This is a genomic window from Fodinicola feengrottensis (assembly GCF_010993775.1).
Classification (GTDB): Bacteria; Actinomycetota; Actinomycetes; order Mycobacteriales; family HKI-0501; genus Fodinicola; species Fodinicola feengrottensis.
In genome coordinates, this window is sequence record NZ_WOTO01000010.1 from 69,849 (window position 1) to 91,038 (window position 21,190).

Sequence of the window (21,190 nt, forward strand, 5' to 3'; positions counted from 1 at the left end):
GAGTGTGAGTTGAGAAGTCCAAGAGAGCGTTATCGCGAGCAGGTACGCGACGAGGTCAAGGCGCATGCCTGGCGGCAGGTCGCCACCACCGGCGCCACGGCACTGTCCCTCAACGCGATCGCCAAGCAGATGGGGGGTGAGCGGTCCGGCGCTCTACCGCTATTTCGCCAGCCGAGACGAGCTGATCACCGCGCTCATCCTGGACGCCTACCGCGACCTGTCCACGGCTGGCCAGGCCGCCGCCGCAGCAGCCAAAACGCCGGCCGCCCAGCTGGCCGCGATCGCCTTGGCCATCCGCGAATGGGCGCTCGCCGAACCGCATCGCTACCTACTTATTTACGGCACACCAGTGCCGGGTTACGTGGCGCCGACGGAAGCGACCACCCTCGCTGCCAGTCTCATGGCGCTGCTATTGGACGCCTTCGCGGACATCCCGTCGACACCTGGCTCAAAATCGGCCACTGCCTTGGGAAAAAAAAACACCTGGCCACTCACCGCGACTGGGCCGGCAACGAGCACGCTGGCGACTCGGCGCTGCACCGTGCGCTCGCCTTCTGGACGCGGGTGCACGGCGTCCTCAGCCTGGAACTGGCCGGCCATTTCGTCGGCATGGCGTTCGATCCGGCGCTCCTTTACGCCGCCGAGGTCGACGCGGCCATCACCGAAAACGCGGAGCAAGGTCGTGGTCGGCCAGCACCTGCTCGATGATGTGTTCGTTGACCGCTGCCAGTTTGTCGTCCTTGCCGCGAGAACTGACCAGCGTCAGCATCGACTTCCACAGGGCCCAGCCGCGCGCCCGGGCCCAGGCGCCGTCGTCGTGGTCGACTACGTGCCGAAACACCGCACGGCTCTGGCCGGAGAACATCGTCCACGCGATAACGAGATCGCAGGCCGGGTCGCCGATCCCGGACGTGCCGAAATCGATGACGGCCGCGAGTTTTCCGTCCTCCACCAACAGATTCCCGTGCGCGATGTCACCGTGGAACCACACTGGCGGACCGGTCCATTCGGCCGCCAAGGCGGCCTCCCAGACGACTGTGGCACGATCGGTGTCGATGTGCCCAGCCAACTCGGCGAGGCACCGCCGCGTTTCGTCGTCATAGTGTTTTGGCGGGGCTCCACGGTAAAAACTGTGTTCGCCGGCAAGCGGACCGCCGGTGGGATCGCAGCGCTGCAGGGCTCGGATGAATTCGGCTACGGAGAGCGCGAACCGTTGCAGATCCCCGATTCGGTCCAGATCCGCTGCCGTCTCGCCGGACAGCCACCCTCGTACGGACCACGGAAACGGATATCCCTCGCCCGGCTCGCCCTCGCCGAGAATGGTCGGCACCGCGACCGGCAGCGTCGGCGCGAGTCGCGGCAGCCAGTAGTTCTCCTTGGCGACGGCCGGCACATAACCGGCCGCGGTGGGCAGCCGTACGGTCGCCTGCTCACCCAGGCGATAGGTGCGGTTGTCCCAGCCATCAACCGCGACCGGAATGATCGGCAGGCCGCTCCACTGCGGAAACTGTGCGGCGATAAGGCGCTCGACCAGGGCCGCATCGATCCCAGCACGACCATCGGCGGGAAGACTGTTCACCGGAAGATCATCCGTACCAGCGCAGGCCTTGGCAACCGAATTGACCGCCAAGTCACGCGTACGCGCAAAGGAACGTTTCGACAGCGGCCTCGGCGACCTTGCGCGCCTCGGCCGCGGGGACCCGCCGGGTGCCCAGCCGCGACCGGATCTCCATCGGCGCGGTGAGCAGCGCGAGCAACTGCTCAGCCGCTTGGACCGGGTCGGCGGCCCGCAGCCGGCCAGCCGCGCAGAGCCGGCCCAGCCGATCGGCCAGCGCCTCGCGCAACCGCACCTGGGTCCGCTCCTGAACCGTCGCGATCAGGTCCGGGAAGCGCCCGACCTGGGCATATGTGAGCCACCGCAGGGAACGCGAGCGCTCGGCGCAACACGCCTGAATCAGCCGGTACGACACGTCGCGCAGCGTCGCGGCGAGGTCGTCGCCGGGATCGCGCAGCCGGTCCAGGATCGGCAGGTTCTCGGCGTCGACCTGCGCGCCGCCGCGGCCGCCATCGCCGCCCGGAACAGCGTTTCCTTGTCCCCGAAATGGCTGTAGACGGTGGGCTTCGCGACCCCGGCGGCATCGGCGCGATCTCGCGCACCTGGGTCTGCGCGTAGCCCTGTCGGGCGAAGACCTCGAACGCCACGTCCAGGATCGCCTGTCGCTTGTCGATCCGCCCGGTGCTGCTCACGACCCCGATCGTACCTGAACCCGCGAGTTCAGTATCTCAGCCTCTTGCGTCAGGTCTCACGGGAACATTACATTGAACCCGCAGGTTCATTCGAGAGGAGTTTTCGCGATGATAGCTATCGTTTTGCGGTTCGCGTTCCGTGATGACGTGACCGACACAGAGAAGGCCAGAGTGCTGGAGCTGATGAAGCGAACCGCTTCGGTCGGGACGCTGGGCTCGGCCGTCGGGCAGGACCTGGGGGATCCGGCGGAGGGTTACACGCACGCGTACTGCGCCATGCTGCCGGACGAGGAGGCGCTCTACCACTACATGAACCATGACTACCTGATCGACGGCGACCTGGAACTGCTGCCATACCTGTCCCGACTGCATCCGATGCGGCTGTCCGACGACCTCGACCCGCGGCTGAGCGAGCGGATCACGGCCGTACACCTGGAAAGGCTGGCCGCGCATCCAGAGCTGGCGAGGGCGATGAACGCCGTCCCGGCGAGGGTAGCCACAACTCGGACATACATTGTCCGGGCAAGCCGTTAGGCTCGTGGGATGAGGTTGTCCGGTGGGGTGGAATCGGCGTTGCACTGTTGTGTGGTGCTGACGTCGACGGCCGAGCCGGTGCCCGCGACGCGGCTGGCCGAGCTGCACGGCGTCTCGGCGACCTATCTCGCCAAACAGCTGCAGGCGCTGTCCCGCGCCGATCTCGTCCACTCCGTGCAGGGAAAATCCGGCGGGTACGTGCTGACCCGCTCGCCAGCCAAGATCACCGTCCTGGACGTCGTCGAGGCGGTCGACGGGTCGGAGCCGACGTACGTGTGCACGGAGATCCGCCAGCGTGGCCCGCTGGCCGCACCGCCGGAGGCGTGCACCGCGCCGTGCGCGATCGCTCGTACGATGTCGCCGCCGACCGCGCCTGGCGGGCCGCGCTTGCCGAGGTGTCGATCGCGGACCTGCGCCGGATGGTCGGCGACGACTACGACATGGACGTGATGAGCGAGGTCGGAAAGTGGCTGCGGTCCTGAAAGGTTTTAGGACCCGGTTATTGTCGTCCATTGCAGCGGATCAGAAGCGGGTGATCGCGTGGGTGTCGAAGTAACGGCACCAGCGACCGATCCGGCCTTCGCCGGTGACCTGGAAGAAGTCCACCGCACCGAGGTCGACGGCGGTCCGGGTCGGTACGAAGGTGCCGCGTACGGTCGTCGTCACCGCGACGGCACCGCCTTCGGCCACCAGATGCGGCACGGGTTTGTCGGTGAGTTCCAGGCTGTCCCGCATCGCCGCCGTCATCCGGACGAACTCGTCCCGGCCATGCCACGTACCAGCGAACCTGAGCCGGCGCGGGTCGCCCGGCATCAGCGCGGTCGCCTTCTCGTCGAGCAACTCCCGCACGTCCGGGAACGCGGCATAGAAGCGCTCGACCGCGGCGATCGCCGCGTCCGCCGAGATGTCCTGCTCACCGCTGACCAGGTCCGGAGGCAGCACCGGCACCTCGATCGCGCTCTGCCCACCGAGCGCCTGCACCGCGGTGACCATATCGGTGTAGTTGTCCAGCCGGCAGATCCGGTTGTCAGCGTCGAAGATCATGTGATGGACGACGCCGACCCGCCATGGCTGCCGGGTCGAGCGGCCAACGAAAATCTCGTCGTTCAGCGAGAAGACCTCGCTGGGCCCCGCGACCGAACGCGTCTCCACCATGTCCACCAGGCCAAAAGCCGCGGTGAACGCCTGGAAACACAGCATGACCTGGCTCTTTCCGCGCCACTGGCCGGAGTACGGCACCAGGTCGGCCGGGCCGGGAACGGTGTAGACGACATCGTCGCTGAGAAAGTCCAACGCGCCGAAAAAAATCCCCGGTATTGGTTCGTTCGTAATAGCGCGACATCGTCTCGGCGTTCTTCGGGTCGGGTCGAGCGGCATTCGTCCTCCTGCGTGATATTGCTGATTTCGGGTGGCTGATTTTGAGAGACCCGCAGAGGTACGGTAAGGCCGGCCGATGCCTGGCGGAAGTACGTACGCCGAGGTTCGTAACCCTCCGGGGAGTGAGAATTGCCGTCCGCCTACGACATATACGATCCCGATTGCCCGTCGCGCCAGCTGCTCACCCTGATCGCCCAGCGATGGAGCGTACTGGTTTTGCACGCGCTCGACGAGGGCGTCAGCCGCCCGGCCGACCTCGGTCGCCGCATCGGCGGAATAAGTCAAAAAATGCTGACCCAAACATTGCGCGACCTGATCCGGGCCGGGCTGGTCGACCGTACGCCCTACCCCGAGGTGCCACCGCGAGTCGAATACACCCTGACCGACGCTGGCCGCGAGATCGCCCCACTGCTCGCCGCGATCTGTGACTGGGCGGAGAAACACACCGCCACGGCCATTTCCGTCGCCGGAACGGTTGAACCTCCCCGACGACGTGAGGTTCTAGGGTCGCCGTATGACCACCCCTGACATCGGCGGCTGGCTGCGGGACAACGCCAGCCTGCTGCGAACTCTCGACCCGAACGACGACGACTTCAGCGACCTGGAACCGCTGCGGGACATCGTTGGCACGGCCCGGGTGGTCGCCATTGGCGAGAACACCCACCGGATCCACGAGTTCTATCAGATCCGCCACCGGCTGACCCGATTCCTGGTCCGCGAACTGGGATTCACCGCCTTCGTGATGGAGTCCGGCTTTCCGGAGGGTTTCGCGGTAAACGAGTGGGTCACCGGTGGCGCCGGCGACCTGGAATCGCTGCTGCGCCACGGAATCACGTACCACATGGGCCGTTGCGCGGAAATGCGTGACCAGCTCAGGTGGATGCGCGCACAGGAACTACCGGTGCACTTCTACGGCATGGACATACCGGACTCCAGCGCGTCGTCGCGACCAGCGACGCAGACCGCGCTGACCTACCTGGACAAGGTCGACCAGCCGTACGCCGACGCGGCCCGAGGCCGGCTGATGCCGCTGTACGACTACCTGCCGACCGACCGCGGCGGGCTGGCCTGGTCGGCCCCCACGCTGCAGGCATATCTCGCGCTGCCACCGGCTGCCCGCTTCGAGATGACGGCCCGCATCGGCGAACTCGTCGAGCGGATGCGGGCGATGCGAGTCACGTACGTGAGCCGCTCCGGCGAAGAAGCCTTCGAGGTGGCGTACCAATGTGCGATCACCGGTCGCCATACCGACGCGTTTCTGCAGGCGATGGCGGCCGGTGCCGAGCGTACGTACGCCGGCGCGAACATCCGCGATGTGGCGATGGCCGAAAACGTCGAATGGATCCTGGGCCGCGAGGAACGCATCGTCCTCGCCGGCGCCAACGGGCACGTCCAACGCTGGCCTTTCTCGGCGCCACCCATCATCAACGACCCGCTGACCACGGTCGGCGAGCACCTGGCCGCGAGCCTTGGCGACGAACTGGTGGTGATTGGTACGACCTTCGGCGGTGGCGAGCTGTTCGTCCACCGGCCCATTCCCGGCGGGCTCCCAGGCCACACCCGTACGAGCGTCGAAGAGCTGCCCGAACTCGCCCCGGACAGCATCGACGAACTGCTCGCTTCTTCCGGCATGCCACGCTTCCTCCTCGACCTGCGCTCGGTGCCCACAACCGGAGTGGTCGCCGAAAGGTTCGCCGCGACCCGCTCGACGATGACCGGGAGCCAGCCGTCTCCGCTGGACCCACTGGCCGCGTACGACGCGGTCGTCCACGTCGGCGCGGTCACTCCCTGGCACCACACGCTCATCTCCTAATGAGGAGTCCGTCGACGAAGGCACGCAGCCCGTGCGGGAAGGTGTCCCGGGAAGCCAGGCTGGGCCAGCGGTTCCCGACCGCCGCGAGGTGCGGGAACCGGGATTCGTCCAGGCTCTGGAAAACCGTGTCGCGATAACGAGGCCGGTCATCGTTCGCGCGCTGTTTTGAGTGCGCTCGTACGAGAATCTCGCCGACCGTGAAATACCAGAGGTTGCGGTAAAGCTCCACGGCCTGCTCCGGCGTACACCCGCAGTCAACCGCACCGCCCACGATGGTTTCCACCATCCACAGCGCGGACTCGCCAAGGAGGTCGTCCGCGGTCAGGATCTCAACGGCCTGCGGCCAGTCCCCCAGCGAATCGTGCATGACCGTGGTGGCCACGATAATTCGCTCACGCGGGTCACTCGGAAGCTCCGGCCGCTGAATCTGCGCGGCGGAGTCGTTGAGCAACTGGATCAGCAGGTCATCTTTGTCCCGTACATGGTGATAAAGCGTCGTCGCCCCCACCCCGACCTCAGCCGCCAACCGCCGAATCGTGAGCCGCTCCCACCCATCCCGATCGATCAGCCGCCGCCGCGTCGCCGCCATGATCTGGTCACGCGAGGTAAGCGGCGGACGGCCGGTACGGATGGGTGGCAATTCGGGATCGGACACCTCCCCATCCTGCCGCAAGACACATGTTCACTCCGAGGGCCGCCCGCAAACCTACAGGCTTGACTTGAAGTTGACTTCAACTGTGAGCCTGTGTGGTGTTCGTACGACGACAAGGAGCGCAGACGATGTGTGGCATTGCTGGCTGGGTGGACTGGGAGCGGGACCTTACCCAGGAACGCACGACGATAGAGACAATGACCGACACGCTCGTGCCGCGTGGGCCTGATGCCGGCGGTGTGTGGCTTTCGCCGCAGGCGACGCTGGGACATCGACGGCTGGCGGTGATTGACCTTGCGGGTGGGGTGCAGCCGATGCGGGCGGCCCGCCATGGCCAGCAGCCGTGTGTGCTGACTTTTAGCGGCGAGATCTACAATTTTCGTGAGCTGCGCGCTGAGCTACGGCAGTTGGGCCACGATTTCCGCACCAGTTCGGACACCGAGGTCTTGCTGCACTGCTACCTCGAATGGGGCGAGAAATGCGTGCCGAAGCTCAACGGCATGTTTGCCTTCGGGATCTGGGACCCGAACCGAACCGGCAGGGCCTTCTGCTCGTACGTGATCGGTTGGGCGTGAAACCGTTGTTCTATTTTCCGTATGCGACCGGTGCGGTGTTCGGCTCGGAGTTGAAGACTGTCCTCGCCCATCCACTCGCGTCGCCGGCGGTTGGGCTGGAAGGTTTCGCCGAGATTCTGTGCTTCACGCAGACCCCGGGCGTGCCGATTTTCCGCGATATCCGGCCGCTGCGTTCAGGTCATTACGCCTGGATCGATCGCCAGGGCTGCCACGAACAGCGTTATTGGGCGCTGGAAAGCGCACCGCATCCCGATGACCTTCCCACCTCGGTTGGTACGGTTCGGGGCCTGCTCGACGACATTGTGCGACGACAGCTGATCGCCGATGTTCCGGTCGCTACCCTGCTGTCAGGTGGTCTGGATTCCAGTGCGGTGACCGCACTGGCCACCGAGGTCCTGCGCGAACAGGAGCGCGGCACACTCGCCACGTACTCGATTGATTTCGAGGGCAATCAAGATAATTTCGCACCCACCGCGATAAGACCGGAGCAGGACACACCGTTCGCGCGGCTGGTCACCCAGCACGTGGGCAGTGACCACACCGAGTTGCTACTGCGGACCGACGACGTGATCAAGGCCCGGCCAGAAGTGTTGCGGGCTCGGGATCTGCCCGGTTTCGCCGACATCAACGCGGCCCAGTATCTGCTGTTCCGTGAGGTCAAGGGACACTCGACAGTAGCGCTGTCCGGCGAGTCCGCGGATGAGATTTTCGGTGGCTACCCGTGGTTTTTCGATCCACGGATGCGGGACGCGCCGACTTTTCCCTGGGCTGCCAGTTTGGCGGCTTTCGAGCCGTTGCTGGACCCGGGGCTCTGGCAGGCGTTGCGGCCACGCGAATACGTCGCTGACCGCTATTCGCAGGCGATCGCCGAAGTTCCGCGGCTTGCTGGGGAGGCGCCGGCCGACGCTCGGGTACGAGAGATGTTCTATCTCAACCTCACTCGCTGGCTCAGCATGTTGCTGGAATTCAAGGACCGGATGAGCATGCGGGTCGGCCTCGAAGTCCGGGTGCCGTTCTGCGACCACCGGCTGGTGGAATACGTCTGGAACACGCCCTGGGCGTTCAAAGCCGCCGACGGCCGAATCAAGGGCCTCCTGCGTGACGCCGTGGCGGACCTGCTGCCGGCAGCCGTGCTCAACCGAAAGAAGACTTCCTTCCCCGTCAGCCAAAATCCGGCGTACGAGCAGGCCCTCCGAGAGGAAATGCGGGCCGAGCTGGCAGATCCGCAGTCTGCGCTGCGGCCGCTCGTACGACCCGCCGCTGTGCTGGATCTCGTCGCGGGGGAGCAGCAAGAGCAGGCCATGTGGCGTTCGGCCGACACGCTTTCCTTCCTCCTGCAGGTCGCTGAGTGGCTACGTGTCTACAACGTACGGATAGAGTGAGACTCTTAGCGGATGAAGTCCTTGTCGATCGGCGAGGTCGCCGAGCTGTTAGGTGTCGCCACCTCGACGTTGCGCTGGTGGGAAAAGCAGGGGCCTGCTCGCGCCGGCAGAGCGTAAGGGTGGCCGGCGGCACTACCGCCCGGCGGAGGTCCGCCGGGCGGCGATGATCCGGTTCTGGCAGGAAACCGGCATGATGAGCCTCGACGACATCGGCGCGGTGCTCGCCGGCCGAGATGACGCCCATGACTGGCATGATGTCGTCCAGAACCGCATCGACGCCTTCGACGCACAAATCGAGCGCCTCACCGCGGCCAAGGCGTATTTGCGGCACTCGCTGAAATGTCCTCGAAGCAACCCGGCCACCGACTGTCCGAGCTTGAAAAAGGACATCGACACCTGGCTGAAAGCTCGCCGTACGTGAAGGGTGGTCAATAGCGAGCAGGGTTCGCCAGCAGCGGTGGGTACGCCTGCGTCTGCTGTCCGTCGACGGTGGCGCCGGAGTATTTGAGCATCGGCGCGAGCTCGCGGTTCAGGTCGGCCGGGAAATTCAGGGTAGGAGCCGAAACCTCGTCCAGCGCGGCGATCTGTTTCAGCGGTCAGCCGCAGGTCCAGTCCGGCGAGGTTGTCTTCCAGATGCTCGATCCGGCGCGGCCCGATAATGGCGGACGAGACGCCGGGCCGCTGCTGGACCCACCCGAGCGCGACCGCGGCGGAGCTCGCACCAACCTCCTGCGCGACACCCGCCAGCACGTCGATCACCTGGTATTGGGCCTCATTCGGCCGACCGAGGGCAGCCGACCGCTTGGTGTCGTCGGGGGTTTCGTTGGTACGCGTGTATTTCCCGGACAGGTATCCGCTCTTGAGTGGGCTCCACGGCAGGATTCCCATTCCACTGTCCTGCGCGAGCGGCACCAGCTCGCCTTCGATCGTACGTTCCAGCAGCGAATACTCCATCTGCAGGGCGGTGATCGGCGTCCAGCCACGCAGCAGCGCGGTGGTGTGTGCTTTCGCGGTGAGCCACGCCGGTGTGTCGGAGAAACCGACGTAGCGGATTTTCCCAGCGGTGACAGGTCGTCGAGCGTACGCAGGGTTTCCTCGATCGGCGTGGACCAGTCGTAGTTGTGCAGCCAGTAAAGGTCGACGTAGTCGGTACGCAGCCGGCGCAGCGAGTCCTCCAGCTGCGCGACGATGGCTTTCCTGCTCGCGCCGCCGCCATTGGGGTCGCCCAGATGCAGGTTGCAGAAGAACTTGGTGGCGAGCACGATCCGATCGCGCGATCCCGGCCGCTGGGCGAAAAAGTCGCCCAGGATCTGCTCCGAATGGCCGTTGGTGTAGAAGTTGGCGGTGTCCAGGAAATTGCCGCCGCGGTCGAGATAGGTCTGCACGATCTTCTCGGATTCCTCAACGCTGCAACCGAACCCGTGATCCTCGCCGAAATTCATCGTACCCAGGCAGAACGGGCTCACCTTGAGTCCCGACCGGCCGAGGCTGACGTACGAGTCGAATGTCATTTTCGCTCTCCGTTGATAGACGCTTGCGAACCACTACGTCGAGTACAGCGCCGCCCCACCTGGGCGAAGGTTAGATCGATACGAGCGCTCTCTTGCACGATCGTGGCGACTTCGACAGGACCAAGCGTGTGTTTCAATCGGTCCATGTCCCTGGCTGACCTGCGCACGCTGATCACCAAGTACGCCGAGCGGCCCGCCGACGGACTCGACGGCATGCTGCTGTCGATGGTCCGAAAGCCGACTCCGCCGACCGCCAGCAGCTCTTATCCGGTGCTGGCCCTGGTCGCCCAGGGCTCGAAACGCCTGATGGTGGGCGATCGGGTCTACGACTACGGCGCCGGCCAGTATTTGGTGGTGTCAGTTGACCTGCCGATCACCGGCCATTTCACCGAGGCCAGTGTCCAGCGGCCGTTTCTCGGTTTCGGCCTGCGGCTGCGGCCGGCCGCCATTGCCTCGTTGCTGCTGGAGGCTGGACTGGAGACCGGACATCTCGGCGATGCCGGCCGGCGGCCGCAGACCCCGGCCGGCATCGCGGTGAGCGATGCGACCGACGAGCTCATCGACGCGGTCATCCGGCGGATCAGGCTGCTGGACAGCCCAGCCGACCGTCCGGTGCTCGCCCCCATGGTCGAAAAGGAGATTCTCTGGCGGCTGATCACCGGCGAGCAGGGCGCGATGGTCCGCCAGATCGGCCTCGCGGACAGCCGGCTTTCCCATGTCAGTCGGGCGATCCGCTGGATCCGGGAGCACCACGCGGAGGTGATCCGGATCGACGAGCTGGCTCGGCTGTCGACCATGAGCGTGTCCGCGTTGCACCGGCATTTCCGGGCGGTCACCGCGATGACGCCGATCCAGTACCAGAAACGCATCCGCCTGCAGGAAGCGCGACTGCTGCTGATGAGCAGCCCGCTGGATGTGGCGAGCGTCGGTCTTTCGGTGGGTTACGACAGCGCTTCGCAGTTCAGCCGCGAATATCGCCGCCAGTTCGGCGTACCACCGGGCCAGGACCCGGCAAGGCTCCGCTAGCGGACCGAAGCCGTACGACACCCGGATTGCCTGGGGTTGGACCGCGAACAGCCGCCTGGTGAGGCAGAATCGAGGTCAGCAACACCGATGATGGGGGCTGACCGATGAGCACCGGCGGGCATCCGGAGATCGACACCAGCAAGCCGAGCATCGCGCGGGTGTACGACTACGCGCTCGGCGGCAAGGACAACTTCGAGGTGGACCGCCAGGTGCTGGCGAGCATGTTGCTCATCGACCCGGAGATCCCGACGGTGGCGCGGGCGCATCGGGACTGGTCTCGGCGGGTGATCCGGTGGCTGGTCGAGCGGGTCGGGATCGACCAGTTCCTGGACTGCGGTTCCGGGCTGCCCACCATGGAGAACACCCACGAGGTCGCGCAACAGGTGGACCCGGACGCGCGGGTGGTCTATGTCGACAACGACCCGGTGGTGATCGCGCACGGCCGGGCGTTGCTGGAGGACAACCCGAACACCCGGTTCGTGAACGCCGACCTGCGCGAGCCGCAGAAGCTGTTCCGGATGGCCGGGCTGGTGGTGGACTTCCTGGACCTGGAGCGCCCGGCCGCGCTCATCCAGTGCGGCACGATCCACCACATCGACCAGCTCGCCGACCAGCAGGCGATCATGCGCCAGTATGTGGACACTCTGGTCAGCGGCTCGTACGTGGCAATGACCCACGTCCACGACCCGGCCGACGGGAGCGAGGCCAGCAAGCTCGCGCAGCGCATCGAGGCCGGCTACCGGTCCACCAACGCGACCACCCACTGGCGGCCCAGGCACGAGATCGAAACCCTTTTCGCCGGCCTGGAGATCGTCCCGCCCGGGCTGGTAGCGCTGCCCCGCTGGTGGCCGGCCGGGCCGCCCAACGGCGACCTCGACCCGATCTACGACATCATTCTCGGCGCCGTCGCACACAAACCCTGACCTTAGCTTGACATTTGGACTATGGGCTTGGTGTTGGACCCCAGTTGATCATGGAAGCAGCCCACCCAACGCGACCGCGGTCGCGATATCACCCACGATCTTCCCCGATCATGACTGGCCCGACTGCCCCGCCACGGCGCCAACGCCCGACGCAGTGACTTGAGACATCGCAATCCCAAGTTTCCAGCACTGGACAGGCACTTCCGTGCATTTCAGACCGTGTCACTCGCCAACAGACGAAATCCCGAGGCTAGATGACCTATTTGTCGTTGTGCCAGATGGCGGCGGTGAGGGCGAGTACGCGTTGCAGGACGCGCACGATGACGCCGTTGGGGGTGCGGCTTCCGTGTCGTTCCAGGTCGAGTTGGTTTTTGAAGGTCTGGTTGATCGATTCGATGACCTGCCGCAAAGGTTTGAACAGGTGCGCTCCGGGGCGTTCGGTTTCGCCTTTGCGGGCCGGGCGCAGCCATTGTGACTCCGAAGTGAATCCGAGCAAGGCCTGCATCACCGCCAAGGTGACCAACTCAGCGTCGGTCAGCTTCGGGGCGATCCCACCTCCGGTCGCCACGGCGCCAGCCCGGGTGCGGCTTTGAGCAAGTCGTCAACCGTCACGTACAAGTGCAGTAGCGAGGATGTCCAGGTTGTTCGTCACAAAACGATCATGGACGCCCTCGCCTCGACTCTGAGCAAGCCATGTCCTTGGAATAGGTCATCTAGTAGAGCAGGGTTGTGGGCCGCCGGGCGTAGTGGTGCCCGGCGGCCGGGTGGATTTTTCTATGCGGCGAGTTGGTTGATGCCGCGGATGGGTCTTCGTTCGCGGTCAACGTACGCGGGCGGCAGGAATTCAACAATTCCGTCAACAATGCGTACATCCCAACCGCCGTGATGGACGAGCCGATGACACCTATCGCAAAGGAGCACGCAATTTTCAAGGGAAGTAGCTCCACCGTCCGCCCAGTGACAAATGTGATGCCCCCGTGTCCAGCGGGGTGGTCGACCGCATCTGGCGCAGCCTTTGTCGCGCGCTATCAAGGCTTTGCGTAGGGCTGGTGTGATGAGTCGTTCGTTGCGTCCAACATCAAGGGGCACGCTGTCGCTGCCCAGCACCATCGGGATGATGTCCGCGTCACAAGCCAGCCAGCCGGCGGACGCCCTCTGGGGAAATCGGTGCGCCGCTGTGCGGATAGGCGACACCGATCCGGTCCCGCAGCATGTCCCAGCTGATGGTAATGGTGAGATGCGGCCGCTCGGCACCCTGGATCGGGAGTTTCCCGGAGTCCGCGATCAGATTCAACGCTTCCGCTAACGCGTCCCCGTTGCGCTCGGACACTGACCGCTGATCAGGGGTCCCGTTCTCGGCCGGGCGGGGTTTGGCCAGGGGGCTGAGGATCTCGCTGAAGAGGGTCCCGGTTTCGCCGTCGAAGGAGCCACTGAAGTTCAGTCGTCCGTCTGTGCCGGTGTGGAGGGATAGTTCTCGGCGTGGTGTCTCGTTTTCGTGTTCGGAGGGCGCGGGTCCGTCGGGGTCCAGGTGATCATGGATGCGTCGCCCTACTTTGGCCAGACCGGGTGCGGTGTACCGTTTCGCGTGCTCCACCAGGGAAGCCTCGGCTTCCTCACGGTCCTTGATGGTCACCCTGGCCGGGAGCCTGTTAACGACCCCAACGATCGTGTCGATTTGGGAGTCGGCGAGTTCCCCGCGGCGCATCGCATGGCTCGCGATGCTGAGTGTGGGTGCGAGTGTTTCCCCGGTCAGGGCTTGGCTGGGGCACAGGTTCAGGGCTCGTTTGTAGCGTCGGGATGCCTCTGTGGGGGACAGTCGAAGGAGGTCTTGCAGCATGCCCAGGGTGTTGCGGTGTCCGAGCGTCTTGCCGACGTTTCCTCGGTGGATCGCGGCGACAATGTCCAGTACTTCGACCTGCAGTAGCCGGACCGCTTTTTCTTTCTTCTGTAGCAGCTCGCCGAGCTCGTCTGGGTCACACCTCCAGAGTTCTGGAGTGGTGGTGTCGTCGCCGGCGGCCATGACATTAATTCTACCGCCGGCACCGACAGTTTGGTCGCGTACGGGTGATCAGGAAATGGATACTTTCACAATAATCCCAACGAAACATAGAGCGCGCGCATTCAACTCCTGCGAGTTGGGCGGCGAACCCATCAGAATGCCTCCAGTTTCGCGCTCTCGTCGCGCAGGGTGCGGAGTTTGGTCGCGATCTCCGCGATGCTGGCCAGGTGCTGCGCGGTGGAATGCAACGAGTCTCCCGGTCGCTCGTACGGACATCTGTGCGCAGGCTAGGCGCGGACCGCACGGCCACGGATCGCGGACAGCACGGCGGCCAGCACCATGATTCCCGTCAGGGTGTAGAAAGCCACACTGACTCCGCTGGTGAAAGCGACCGCCGCAGGCCCGTGCAGGCTGGCGGTGCCCACGAAGATGGCGAAGGCGGTGCTCCGCGGAATAGCGAATGCGGCGACCAGAATGGCGAGGGTGAAGGAAAACACCATGCCGACACTGGCAAAGGTACGCATCACACCGGAAGCGATCCCGAGCCGCTCCGCTGGCGCGGCCTTCATCACCGCGGAGCTGTTGGCGGAATAGAAGAAACTGCCGCCCACCATGATCACCGCATTACCGATCGCCGGCAGCCACAGGCTGCTGGTAATGGTCATCTGCGCGAAAATCACCAAGGCGATCACCGAAATTCCCAAACCGGCGGTCGCCGGGATGACCGGCCCGAGCCGGTCGGCGACCCGCCCGGTGTACGGGCCGGTGATCGCGCCGATCAGATAGCCCGGCACCATCAGCAACGACGCGTCGATCGGGGTCAGTCCACGCGGACCCTGCAAATACATGATCACCAGGAAAAGCACCGCGAAACTGGCGAGATTTTGCAGGAGTGCGGCCACCAACGCCGGCACCATCGTCGGAATGCGGAACAGCGACAGATCCAACGTCGGCTCTTTGTGCCGCAACTCGATGAACACGAAAGCCACCAGCAGCACCACGCCGCCGACCAGGAAACCGACCTGGACGGCGTTCAACGGCTCGACGGCCAGTTTCGTCATCACCCACACCACGGCGAACAGCCCGAGGCCCAGCGTGATCATTCCCAGTGGGTCGAGCCGCCGGCGTACCCGCTCGCCGCGATCGCGCAGCACCAGCGCCGCCAGCACCAGCGCGACCAGACCGATCGGCAGGTTGATCCAGAAGATACACCGCCATGACACGTACGTGACGATGACCCCGCCGAGCAGCACGCCCAGCACCGAGCCCAGCGAATAGCCGAGCGCGTTGATGCCGTACGCGCGACCGCGTTCCTCCGGCGGGTAGAGCTCGGAAATCACCGCGCCACTGTTGGCGGCGACCAGCGCCGCGCCCAGGCCCTGCAGCACTCGGAAACCGATGATGGACGGCCCGTCCCAGGCCACCGCGCACAGCACCGAGCCCAGGACGAAGATCCCGAAGCCGACCTCGTACATCCGGACCCGGCCGTACATGTCTCCCAGCCGCCCGACCTGGGTGGCCAACACGGTGACTACCAGCAGATACGCCACCACCACCCAGGTGACCGAGGCCAGCGAGATCTTCAGCTCATGCTGGATCGCGGGCAGCGCGAGCACCACGATGGTGCCGTCGATCGCGGCGATGAGCACGCCGATCATCACGACCAGCATGCCCAGCCCGCGCCGCGCCTGGACAGGCGGCGCGTCGACTGTTTGGCTCACCATCGCCTCAGGCATCTTTCGCGGGAGCCTGCAGCGTCCACGTCCGGCCGTCGGGGTCGCGTACGGTCATCATCTTGCTGCCGAAGTGGGTTTCCTCGAACGGACTCACCACCTCAACGATCGCGTCCGGCTCGAACTTGTCGGCGTCCGGCACCTTCAGCACCAGCTGGATCCCCAACTGCTGACTTTCGGGCACCTCGGCGATGAAGATCGGCGGACTGTCGCCGTTGCGCAGCTGGCCGGAGTTGTGGTCGGTCGCGAACTCCAGCTCATAGCCCAGGGCCTGGAAGAACTTCGCGGACTTGCCCCAGTTGTGGGTGTCCAGGAAAACGGTCTCGATGCCTTCGGTGGTCATGTCATTTCTCCTTGTCGGCGGCGGTCGGGTTGTCGAGGTGGGCGCGGTCGAGGTAGGCGCGCAGCGCGTCGGCGACCAGCGCCGAGAGCGACAGCTCCGCCTCGATGGCGCGGTACTTGACCTGCTTGATCAACCCAACCGGTAGGTACACGTTGAACTGCTTCACGTCGTCGTCTCCCACGGCTACTATGCTAGCAACCTAGACGGCTAGAACGCTAGTGGTATCGACTGACGGAAGCGTCAGGGCATCGAGGAGTCGCGGAACTGGGCGGCCATGATTCGCTCGGCGTCGCTCAGGTCGTGCACATCAGAGTCTGATGAGGTCGAGCGAGACTCGCCATAGGTGAGCCGCGCGCTCGGGATCCAGTGCGTACGCGGCAACCCCGCGGCGGATCCCGGGCTGGTGCTCAGGAGCTTGCGCGCAGTCCTCGAAGTAACTGCCGGTGACACCTTCCACCAGCGGGGACGCGGCCAGCAACACCGAAGTCGCGGCGCCCTGCTGAACGGTCTTCCACGACACGTCCGTGCTGGTCGAGTCGAAGGAAGCCGGCGCGGCCGCGAGGTCATCGATGTGCCGGGACAGGTGGGTGGCGGTGATCCGGCCCGGGTTGAGCGCGTTCACCGCGATGCCGTCGCTGGCCCAGCGTTTGGCGGCTTCGACGGCGAAGAGAATGTTCGCCGTCTTCGACTGCCCGTAGGCGAGCCACCGGTCGTACGGCCGGCGGACGAACTGGAGGTCGTCGAAGTCGACATCGCTGTTCACGTGCCCGACCGAGCTGACCGACACCACGCGCGCGCTCCCAGCCGCGGCGAGGGCGTCGTGCAGGCCGGTGGCGAGCGCGAAGTGGCCGAGGTGGTTGGTCGCGAACTGCAGTTCCCAGCCCTGCGAAGTCCTGGTCTCGGGGGTAGCCATGATGCCGGCGTTGTTGACCAGGATGTGCAGCGGTCCGGTCCAGCCGTCGACGAACGCGGCCACCGACCCTTGATCGGCGAGGTCAAGCGGCGCGACCAGCACGTTCCGCCCGATTTCCAGGGCCGTACGTCGGCCGGCTTCCACGTTGCGTACGGCCAGTGTCACCTCAGCACCGGCGCCCGCGAGCGCCCGGGCGGTCTCCACGCCGATGCCCGATGCGCCGCCGGTGACGATCGCCCGCCGGCCACCCAAGTCGATCCCGGCGACCACGTCGGCCGCTGTCGAGAAGGCCCCGAAAAGGGGTGTTCATGATGGCGCCTCCGATGACTGTACGCTTAAGCGGATGCGGCTCCGCTAAATCCGAGAATAAGCGGAGTCAGCTCCGGATGCAAGGAGGAGCAGTGCGCGCCGACGCCCAGCAAAACCACGAACGGTTGCTTGAGATGGCCGCGAAGGCCTTCGCACGGGACGGGACGGGAGCGTCGCTGAAGGCGATCGCGGAAGCGGCCGGCGTCGGCATCGGCACCCTCTACCGGCGGTTTCCCACCCGCGAGACGCTCGTGGAAGCGGTCTATCGCAACGAAGTGACGAACCTCTGTGCGGCCGCGCAGACCCTGCTGGCTGAGCTGTCGCCGGTGGACGCTGTGCAGGCGTGGTCGGAGCGGTTCGTCGACTTCATGACCGCCAAGCGGGGCATGGCCGCCGCATTGCGGGTCGTCCTCACCTCCCCGGACGACCTCATGCGTACCCGCTTCCTGTTGCGCGACGCGATCGCGATGCTGCTCAACGCGGGCGCCGCCGACGGTTCGATCCGGGCCGGCCTCGACCCGTACGACGTGCTGATGGGCCTCGGCGGGATCACCCTGATCGCCGAAGAGCAGCGGGACCTCGCGCTGCGGCTCGTCGATCTCCTCATCAACGGAGTAATTGCCGGCGCGACGCTTTCAGACAACTAGGCTGGTTCGATCGAGAGGGCGTGCCGGAAAACATTTCGCGGGTCCCAGCGGGATTTGATTCGCTGCAGCCGCGGGTAGTTTTCCTTGTAATACAAGGTGGACCATGGCACGCCTGAGGTGTTCCAAACCGGGTCCGCGAGGTCAACGTCGGGGTAGTTGACGGTACGAGCCGTCGCTGACCTCGCCGGGCACCGGCACCCCACCTGTGTCGGCGTAAACGTCACGATAGAAATTGCGAATCCAGGCCAAATTGCTGGCATCGTCGGAGTCATTCGTCCAGAGCGCCGCGAAAACCGCCTTCATGACCACATCCCGCTGGGCCACCGCGGTGTCACTCGGCTTGACGGCCTGGACCTCGCCGCCGTATCCGACCAGCAGCATGCCGCCGCCCGAGTTGCCGGTGGAATTGGTCAGGTGGCGGTAAATCGTGGCGAGCTGGGTGTCCGTGTACGAGCGGCGCAAATAGGCCGCTTTGTTCTTGTAGCGGCGGGTGATCAGATCGCCCGGCTCACCAGCGCCCGGCCAGGTGGTCGAATGCAACCAGGGCATCGTCCCGCCGGTCGTTCAGGATCGGTTTCACCGTGACACCCGCGGTGACCTCCTTCACAAAGGCGCTGACCAGCGCGTTCGCGTTCGGGATGCCGGCGTCGATCTGGATGAACAGCTGGAAGCTGCCAGCACTGCGGTGCGTCGGCATCAGAATCGCGTAGAGGCCGGCGTACGGCGAACCGGGCGCGCTGTTGCGCTCATGCCAAGTGCCGAAGTTTCGCATCAGCTTGCCGAAATCCGATTCGGTCATCTGCTCCCAGGGCCAAATAACCAAGCATGCGAGCTCTTGGCTGGGTGCCGGCGGCAGCAGCTGCGAGGTGCCGGGCGTACGCAGCCAATATCGAGTGACCACACCGAAATTGCCACCCCCGCCGCCGGTGTGCGCCCACCAGAGGTCGTGGTTCGGGTCGTCCGGTTCGCGGCTGGCCACCACCGCGCGGGCGGTGCCGTTCCGGTCGACCACGACGACCTCCACGGCATCCAGGTGATCGACCACCGACCCGTACCGGCGGGACAGCGGCCCGTACCCACCACCGGCGAAGTGCCCACCGGCGCCGACATCCGGGCAGCCGCCGGCCGGGATCGTCACACCCCAGCCCTTGAACAAGGTCTTATAGACGTGTCCGAGGGTGGCGCCGGGTTGTACGGCGAACGCGCCGCGGTCAGCGTCGAAGCCGACCGCGTCCATCGGCGCCAGGTCCAGCAGCATCCGCACCGCCGGGTCGGCGGTGAAGTTCTCAAAGCAATGCCCACCACTGCGTACGGCGACTCGCCGCCCGGACCGCACCGCGTCGGACACCGCCCGCACCACCTGGTCGGTCGATCCGACCACCCGGATTTCGTCCGGCCGGCCAACGAAGCGGAAGTTGTTGCCACGCAACAAACTCTCATAGCGCGGATCGGTCGGGCGTACGCTCATCGGCCCGAAGCCCGCCGGGGTCGGCGGTGCCGCGGCAGCCGCCGCCTTGGGGACGAGCGCCGCGGCGACGCCGCCCGCGGTAAGCAATTTCCGGCGATTCAACGAAATGTCCATGACGATCTCCCGAAAGTCGTGTTTTGCCTGCTGTCGTTGACGTTATGGACGCCATCGGGCGTACGACATCCGGCTGGGGCCTAGACCTCAGTGGTGCTAGCCCCACCCTGCAAGTTAGGCTGCCCTAAGTTGAACGGGAAGGATGATCGTGGTCAGCGCCAGCGGTTGCTCGGCTGAGATTTCGCACAATCGGCATGTCTTCCGCGTACGAAACGCCGACTAACTAAATAGCCGGTCGAAGTGGCGATATGCGGGTTTGGCACTTGACGTTTGTCATTTTTGCTCAGATTATCGGCGCGGCCTTATCGAAGGAGACCAGTGCCGATGCCCGCTAACCGTGGTGCCCGTCTGTCCCGGCGCGAACTGCTGGCCGCCGCCGGCGGAGTCGCCCTCGCCGCCTCGCTCGGCCCGGGAAGGGCATCGGCGGCGCCCGCGACTGTGCCGGATATCCTGTCCAACGGCGTCTTCCCGATCGGGATGTTCCGGCCGCCGCCGCTGTCCCAGACAACCGACGCCCGGTACCAGGAGATCGCCGACGCGGGTTTCACCTTCGTCTCGGCCGGCACCGGCGGCTGCGATGTCTACAACCTCGCCGCGAACGGACTTTGCTTCCACTGTGCGAGAACCACGGTCTGCTGGCGATCGTCAACGACACCCGGATGGGCCAGGTCGGGGCCAGCACCACACCGCAGGACCAGTGGCAGCCCATCACCCAGGCCGTACTGAACGACTACAACCCCTATCCGGCCTTCGCCGGGCTGCATACCGGCGACGAACCGGTGCCCTCGCAGTACGCCCCGATCGGCACCGCTGTGCGGCTCGTCCGTCAGCTGGCGCCGACCAAGCTCGTCGACAACAACCTCGCCGGCTATTTCGGCGGTCCCGACTGGGGCGGGGTCGTGCAGGGCTTCATCGACCAGGTGCACCCGTCGTACTTCAGCTTCGACCGCTACATGCTGCTGATGCCGGACGGCTACCACAACACGCCGGCCCAGCAGGCCACCGCGGAAAGCCAGTTTTTCACCACCCTCGCGAATTCCCGACTGAAGTCGGTCGCTAATGGCGTTCCGTTCTGGTGCTATCTGCAGGGCGTCGCCCACCACTCGGGCGCCAACTACTTCCGGCACCCGAACTACGGCGAGACGATCTGGCAGATCAACGCGGCACTCGCGTACGGCGCCCGCGGCCTGCAGTGGTTCACCTACTGGTCCCCCCCGGCGGCGCCGACTTCGGCGACGCGGTTCTCACGGTAAGCGGCGCAGAGAGCGATGTTTATGGCTATCTCAAACACTTCCAGAACGACTACCTGCGTCCGATGGGCAAGGAGTTGCTCACCCTGACCACCGAGCGGACCGCGCATTTCGGCGAGAAGACACTGCCGTCCGCGGTGATCGGTTTCAGCAACGACGGCTGGATTTCGGCCATCAGCGGCAGCCCGGTCATCGTCACCCGGCTGAACCGGAACAGCACGAAGCAGCGGTGGATCTTCGTCGCCAACCGGTCCTACTCGACGACCGCGACCGCCAGCCTGGCTGTCGGGCCGGCGGTCACGACCGTCGAGGAATTCGTCAATGCTTCACAGACGTACCAGCCGACACCGCACCGCTGACCAGTGCCCGGGCGA

At 65.4% G+C, this 21,190-nt stretch carries 28 protein-coding genes and 5 pseudogenes; 16 read left to right on the forward strand and 17 right to left on the reverse strand.

The window, feature by feature from the left end; genetic code table 11:
• Positions 1–64 precede the first annotated feature (64 nt).
• Together GNX96_RS63175 and GNX96_RS63180 are read left to right on the forward strand one after the other, a co-directional pair.
• Positions 65–373 (forward strand): annotated as a pseudogene (locus GNX96_RS63175) (WHG domain-containing protein); the annotation flags it as partial.
• A complete protein-coding gene (locus GNX96_RS63180; protein WP_390623981.1) occupies positions 301–708 on the forward strand; it encodes a TetR-like C-terminal domain-containing protein in 408 nt (135 codons plus the stop codon). The pseudogene GNX96_RS63175 and the gene GNX96_RS63180, both read left to right, overlap by 73 nt.
• Here GNX96_RS63180 and GNX96_RS11675 read toward each other — a convergent pair.
• The 4 genes and pseudogenes from GNX96_RS11675 to GNX96_RS63190 all read right to left on the reverse strand — a co-directional run.
• Entirely contained in the window at positions 659–1,579 is a 921-nt protein-coding gene (locus GNX96_RS11675; protein WP_163568106.1) for an aminoglycoside phosphotransferase family protein, read from the reverse strand. The two genes, GNX96_RS63180 and GNX96_RS11675, sit on opposite strands and share 50 nt — an antisense overlap.
• A 52-nt stretch (positions 1,580–1,631) precedes the next feature.
• Complete coding sequence (locus tag GNX96_RS50920) at positions 1,632–1,970, reverse strand: TetR/AcrR family transcriptional regulator C-terminal domain-containing protein (protein ID WP_279580047.1); 339 nt, start codon at positions 1,968–1,970, stop codon at positions 1,632–1,634.
• Positions 1,955–2,107: pseudogene (locus tag GNX96_RS63185) on the reverse strand (hypothetical protein); the annotation flags it as partial. The pseudogene GNX96_RS63185 and the gene GNX96_RS50920, both read right to left, overlap by 16 nt.
• Positions 2,108–2,172: 65 nt before the next feature.
• Positions 2,173–2,247 (reverse strand): annotated as a pseudogene (locus GNX96_RS63190) (hypothetical protein); the annotation flags it as partial.
• A gap of 147 nt (positions 2,248–2,394) precedes the next feature.
• Here GNX96_RS63190 and GNX96_RS11685 point away from each other — a divergent pair.
• The gene (locus GNX96_RS11685) at positions 2,395–2,781 is read left to right on the forward strand and encodes a Dabb family protein (RefSeq protein ID WP_313885639.1); all 387 of its coding nucleotides are present in this window, start codon (positions 2,395–2,397) and stop codon (positions 2,779–2,781) included.
• A gap of 9 nt (positions 2,782–2,790) precedes the next feature.
• Positions 2,791–3,231: an RrF2 family transcriptional regulator gene (locus GNX96_RS11690; RefSeq protein ID WP_313885641.1), complete on the forward strand. Its 441-nt coding sequence runs from the start codon at positions 2,791–2,793 to the stop codon at positions 3,229–3,231.
• Positions 3,232–3,303: 72 nt separating this feature from the next.
• On the opposite strand, the gene GNX96_RS11695 is transcribed toward GNX96_RS11690, so the two are convergent.
• Positions 3,304–4,158, reverse strand: coding sequence for a nuclear transport factor 2 family protein (locus tag GNX96_RS11695; RefSeq protein WP_163568108.1), 855 nt, complete (start codon positions 4,156–4,158; stop codon positions 3,304–3,306).
• 129 nt (positions 4,159–4,287) lie between these two features.
• Between GNX96_RS11695 and GNX96_RS11700 the strand changes: the two genes are divergently transcribed.
• Both GNX96_RS11700 and GNX96_RS11705 read left to right on the forward strand, forming a co-directional pair.
• Positions 4,288–4,686: a winged helix-turn-helix transcriptional regulator gene (locus GNX96_RS11700; RefSeq protein WP_163568109.1), complete on the forward strand. Its 399-nt coding sequence runs from the start codon at positions 4,288–4,290 to the stop codon at positions 4,684–4,686.
• Positions 4,673–5,971, forward strand: a complete 1,299-nt coding sequence (locus GNX96_RS11705) for an erythromycin esterase family protein (protein ID WP_163568110.1) — start codon at positions 4,673–4,675, stop codon at positions 5,969–5,971. Before GNX96_RS11700 ends, GNX96_RS11705 begins: the two co-directional genes overlap by 14 nt.
• Here the strand turns inward: GNX96_RS11705 and GNX96_RS11710 are convergent.
• On the reverse strand, positions 5,961–6,626 hold the full coding sequence (locus tag GNX96_RS11710; protein ID WP_279580048.1) for a TetR/AcrR family transcriptional regulator: 666 nt from the start codon (positions 6,624–6,626) through the stop codon (positions 5,961–5,963). The two genes, GNX96_RS11705 and GNX96_RS11710, sit on opposite strands and share 11 nt — an antisense overlap.
• Positions 6,627–6,820: 194 nt before the next feature.
• Here GNX96_RS11710 and GNX96_RS50925 point away from each other — a divergent pair, with 194 nt between their 5' ends.
• The 4 genes from GNX96_RS50925 to GNX96_RS11720 are packed head-to-tail and all read left to right on the forward strand — an operon-like array spanning position 6,821 to position 9,001.
• Positions 6,821–7,198 carry a class II glutamine amidotransferase domain-containing protein gene (locus GNX96_RS50925; RefSeq protein WP_279580049.1) on the forward strand — a complete coding sequence of 126 codons (378 nt, stop codon included), beginning with the start codon at positions 6,821–6,823 and terminating at the stop codon, positions 7,196–7,198.
• The gene (gene asnB / locus GNX96_RS11715; protein WP_279580108.1) at positions 7,195–8,580 is read left to right on the forward strand and encodes an asparagine synthase (glutamine-hydrolyzing); all 1,386 of its coding nucleotides are present in this window, start codon (positions 7,195–7,197) and stop codon (positions 8,578–8,580) included. The genes GNX96_RS50925 and asnB overlap by 4 nt, the downstream gene beginning before the upstream one ends.
• A 12-nt stretch (positions 8,581–8,592) precedes the next feature.
• Positions 8,593–8,697, forward strand: coding sequence for a MerR family DNA-binding transcriptional regulator (locus tag GNX96_RS63195; protein ID WP_390623976.1), 105 nt, complete (start codon positions 8,593–8,595; stop codon positions 8,695–8,697).
• Positions 8,675–9,001, forward strand: coding sequence for a MerR family DNA-binding protein (locus tag GNX96_RS11720; protein ID WP_390623982.1), 327 nt, complete (start codon positions 8,675–8,677; stop codon positions 8,999–9,001). Before GNX96_RS63195 ends, GNX96_RS11720 begins: the two co-directional genes overlap by 23 nt.
• 227 nt (positions 9,002–9,228) lie before the next feature.
• On the opposite strand, the pseudogene GNX96_RS63200 reads toward GNX96_RS11720, so the two are convergent.
• Positions 9,229–10,091 (reverse strand): annotated as a pseudogene (locus tag GNX96_RS63200) (aldo/keto reductase); the annotation flags it as partial.
• A 144-nt stretch (positions 10,092–10,235) separates the two neighbouring features.
• On the opposite strand from GNX96_RS63200, the gene GNX96_RS11730 reads away from it, so the two are divergent.
• Entirely contained in the window at positions 10,236–11,117 is an 882-nt protein-coding gene (locus GNX96_RS11730) for an AraC family transcriptional regulator (protein ID WP_163568111.1), read from the forward strand.
• Between the two features lie 104 nt (positions 11,118–11,221).
• Positions 11,222–12,040, forward strand: a complete 819-nt coding sequence (locus GNX96_RS11735) for an SAM-dependent methyltransferase (protein ID WP_163568112.1) — start codon at positions 11,222–11,224, stop codon at positions 12,038–12,040.
• 259 nt (positions 12,041–12,299) lie between these two features.
• Here the strand turns inward: GNX96_RS11735 and GNX96_RS11740 are convergent.
• The 7 genes and pseudogenes from GNX96_RS11740 to GNX96_RS11770 all read right to left on the reverse strand — a co-directional run.
• Positions 12,300–12,506, reverse strand: a pseudogene (locus GNX96_RS11740) (IS982 family transposase); the annotation flags it as partial.
• A gap of 308 nt (positions 12,507–12,814) precedes the next feature.
• Complete coding sequence (locus GNX96_RS63205) at positions 12,815–13,150, reverse strand: HNH endonuclease (protein ID WP_163568113.1); 336 nt, start codon at positions 13,148–13,150, stop codon at positions 12,815–12,817.
• Positions 13,151–13,166: 16 nt separating this feature from the next.
• Complete coding sequence (locus GNX96_RS11750) at positions 13,167–14,060, reverse strand: DUF222 domain-containing protein (RefSeq protein ID WP_163568114.1); 894 nt, start codon at positions 14,058–14,060, stop codon at positions 13,167–13,169.
• Between the two features lie 266 nt (positions 14,061–14,326).
• Entirely contained in the window at positions 14,327–15,775 is a 1,449-nt protein-coding gene (locus GNX96_RS11755; RefSeq protein ID WP_279580052.1) for an MFS transporter, read from the reverse strand.
• Entirely contained in the window at positions 15,768–16,115 is a 348-nt protein-coding gene (locus tag GNX96_RS11760; protein WP_163568116.1) for a VOC family protein, read from the reverse strand. Before GNX96_RS11760 ends, GNX96_RS11755 begins: the two co-directional genes overlap by 8 nt.
• Position 16,116: 1 nt before the next feature.
• Positions 16,117–16,296, reverse strand: coding sequence for a ribbon-helix-helix protein, CopG family (locus tag GNX96_RS11765; RefSeq protein ID WP_163568117.1), 180 nt, complete (start codon positions 16,294–16,296; stop codon positions 16,117–16,119).
• A 126-nt stretch (positions 16,297–16,422) separates the two neighbouring features.
• Entirely contained in the window at positions 16,423–17,298 is an 876-nt protein-coding gene (locus GNX96_RS11770) for an SDR family NAD(P)-dependent oxidoreductase (protein WP_163568118.1), read from the reverse strand.
• A 131-nt stretch (positions 17,299–17,429) separates the two neighbouring features.
• Here GNX96_RS11770 and GNX96_RS11775 point away from each other — a divergent pair, with 131 nt between their 5' ends.
• Positions 17,430–17,984 carry a TetR/AcrR family transcriptional regulator gene (locus tag GNX96_RS11775; protein ID WP_279580053.1) on the forward strand — a complete coding sequence of 185 codons (555 nt, stop codon included), beginning with the start codon at positions 17,430–17,432 and terminating at the stop codon, positions 17,982–17,984.
• Here GNX96_RS11775 and GNX96_RS63210 read toward each other — a convergent pair.
• Genes GNX96_RS63210 through GNX96_RS11780 form a run of 3 tightly spaced genes read right to left on the reverse strand, consistent with a single transcriptional unit; the run spans position 17,981 to position 19,566 of the window.
• On the reverse strand, positions 17,981–18,244 hold the full coding sequence (locus GNX96_RS63210) for a BBE domain-containing protein (protein WP_390623977.1): 264 nt from the start codon (positions 18,242–18,244) through the stop codon (positions 17,981–17,983). The genes GNX96_RS11775 and GNX96_RS63210 overlap by 4 nt on opposite strands.
• Positions 18,126–18,524: a hypothetical protein gene (locus GNX96_RS50940; RefSeq protein WP_279580054.1), complete on the reverse strand. Its 399-nt coding sequence runs from the start codon at positions 18,522–18,524 to the stop codon at positions 18,126–18,128. Before GNX96_RS50940 ends, GNX96_RS63210 begins: the two co-directional genes overlap by 119 nt.
• Entirely contained in the window at positions 18,493–19,566 is a 1,074-nt protein-coding gene (locus tag GNX96_RS11780; protein WP_279580055.1) for an FAD-binding oxidoreductase, read from the reverse strand. Before GNX96_RS11780 ends, GNX96_RS50940 begins: the two co-directional genes overlap by 32 nt.
• Positions 19,567–19,890: 324 nt before the next feature.
• Between GNX96_RS11780 and GNX96_RS11785 the strand changes: the two genes are divergently transcribed.
• The 3 genes from GNX96_RS11785 (at position 19,891) to GNX96_RS11795 (ending at position 21,175) form a co-directional block, all read left to right on the forward strand.
• On the forward strand, positions 19,891–20,292 hold the full coding sequence (locus GNX96_RS11785) for a hypothetical protein (RefSeq protein ID WP_163568119.1): 402 nt from the start codon (positions 19,891–19,893) through the stop codon (positions 20,290–20,292).
• The gene (locus GNX96_RS11790) at positions 20,226–20,819 is read left to right on the forward strand and encodes a hypothetical protein (RefSeq protein ID WP_163568120.1); all 594 of its coding nucleotides are present in this window, start codon (positions 20,226–20,228) and stop codon (positions 20,817–20,819) included. The genes GNX96_RS11785 and GNX96_RS11790 overlap by 67 nt, the downstream gene beginning before the upstream one ends.
• 62 nt (positions 20,820–20,881) lie before the next feature.
• Entirely contained in the window at positions 20,882–21,175 is a 294-nt protein-coding gene (locus tag GNX96_RS11795; protein WP_163568121.1) for a hypothetical protein, read from the forward strand.
• Positions 21,176–21,190: the final 15 nt, after the last annotated feature.

What these genes read in the sequence shown, in the direction of transcription:
- GNX96_RS63180 (WP_390623981.1), top strand. Translation starts at nt 301, where the DNA reads ATGGGCGCTCGCCGAACCGCATCGCTACCTACTTATTTACGGCACACC.
- GNX96_RS11690 (WP_313885641.1), top strand. Translation starts at nt 2,791, where the DNA reads ATGAGGTTGTCCGGTGGGGTGGAATCGGCGTTGCACTGTTGTGTGGTG.
- GNX96_RS11695 (WP_163568108.1), bottom strand. Translation starts at nt 4,158, where the DNA reads ATGCCGCTCGACCCGACCCGAAGAACGCCGAGACGATGTCGCGCTATT.
- GNX96_RS11705 (WP_163568110.1), top strand. Translation starts at nt 4,673, where the DNA reads ATGACCACCCCTGACATCGGCGGCTGGCTGCGGGACAACGCCAGCCTG.
- GNX96_RS50925 (WP_279580049.1), top strand. Translation starts at nt 6,821, where the DNA reads ATGACCGACACGCTCGTGCCGCGTGGGCCTGATGCCGGCGGTGTGTGG.
- GNX96_RS63195 (WP_390623976.1), top strand. Translation starts at nt 8,593, where the DNA reads ATGAAGTCCTTGTCGATCGGCGAGGTCGCCGAGCTGTTAGGTGTCGCC.
- GNX96_RS11730 (WP_163568111.1), top strand. Translation starts at nt 10,236, where the DNA reads ATGTCCCTGGCTGACCTGCGCACGCTGATCACCAAGTACGCCGAGCGG.
- GNX96_RS11735 (WP_163568112.1), top strand. Translation starts at nt 11,222, where the DNA reads ATGAGCACCGGCGGGCATCCGGAGATCGACACCAGCAAGCCGAGCATC.
- GNX96_RS63205 (WP_163568113.1), bottom strand. Translation starts at nt 13,150, where the DNA reads ATGGTGCTGGGCAGCGACAGCGTGCCCCTTGATGTTGGACGCAACGAA.
- GNX96_RS11750 (WP_163568114.1), bottom strand. Translation starts at nt 14,060, where the DNA reads ATGGCCGCCGGCGACGACACCACCACTCCAGAACTCTGGAGGTGTGAC.
- GNX96_RS11755 (WP_279580052.1), bottom strand. Translation starts at nt 15,775, where the DNA reads ATGCCTGAGGCGATGGTGAGCCAAACAGTCGACGCGCCGCCTGTCCAG.
- GNX96_RS11760 (WP_163568116.1), bottom strand. Translation starts at nt 16,115, where the DNA reads ATGACCACCGAAGGCATCGAGACCGTTTTCCTGGACACCCACAACTGG.
- GNX96_RS63210 (WP_390623977.1), bottom strand. Translation starts at nt 18,244, where the DNA reads ATGCCAGCAATTTGGCCTGGATTCGCAATTTCTATCGTGACGTTTACG.
- GNX96_RS11780 (WP_279580055.1), bottom strand. Translation starts at nt 19,566, where the DNA reads ATGGACATTTCGTTGAATCGCCGGAAATTGCTTACCGCGGGCGGCGTC.
- GNX96_RS11785 (WP_163568119.1), top strand. Translation starts at nt 19,891, where the DNA reads ATGCCCGCTAACCGTGGTGCCCGTCTGTCCCGGCGCGAACTGCTGGCC.
- GNX96_RS11790 (WP_163568120.1), top strand. Translation starts at nt 20,226, where the DNA reads ATGGGCCAGGTCGGGGCCAGCACCACACCGCAGGACCAGTGGCAGCCC.
- GNX96_RS11795 (WP_163568121.1), top strand. Translation starts at nt 20,882, where the DNA reads ATGGGCAAGGAGTTGCTCACCCTGACCACCGAGCGGACCGCGCATTTC.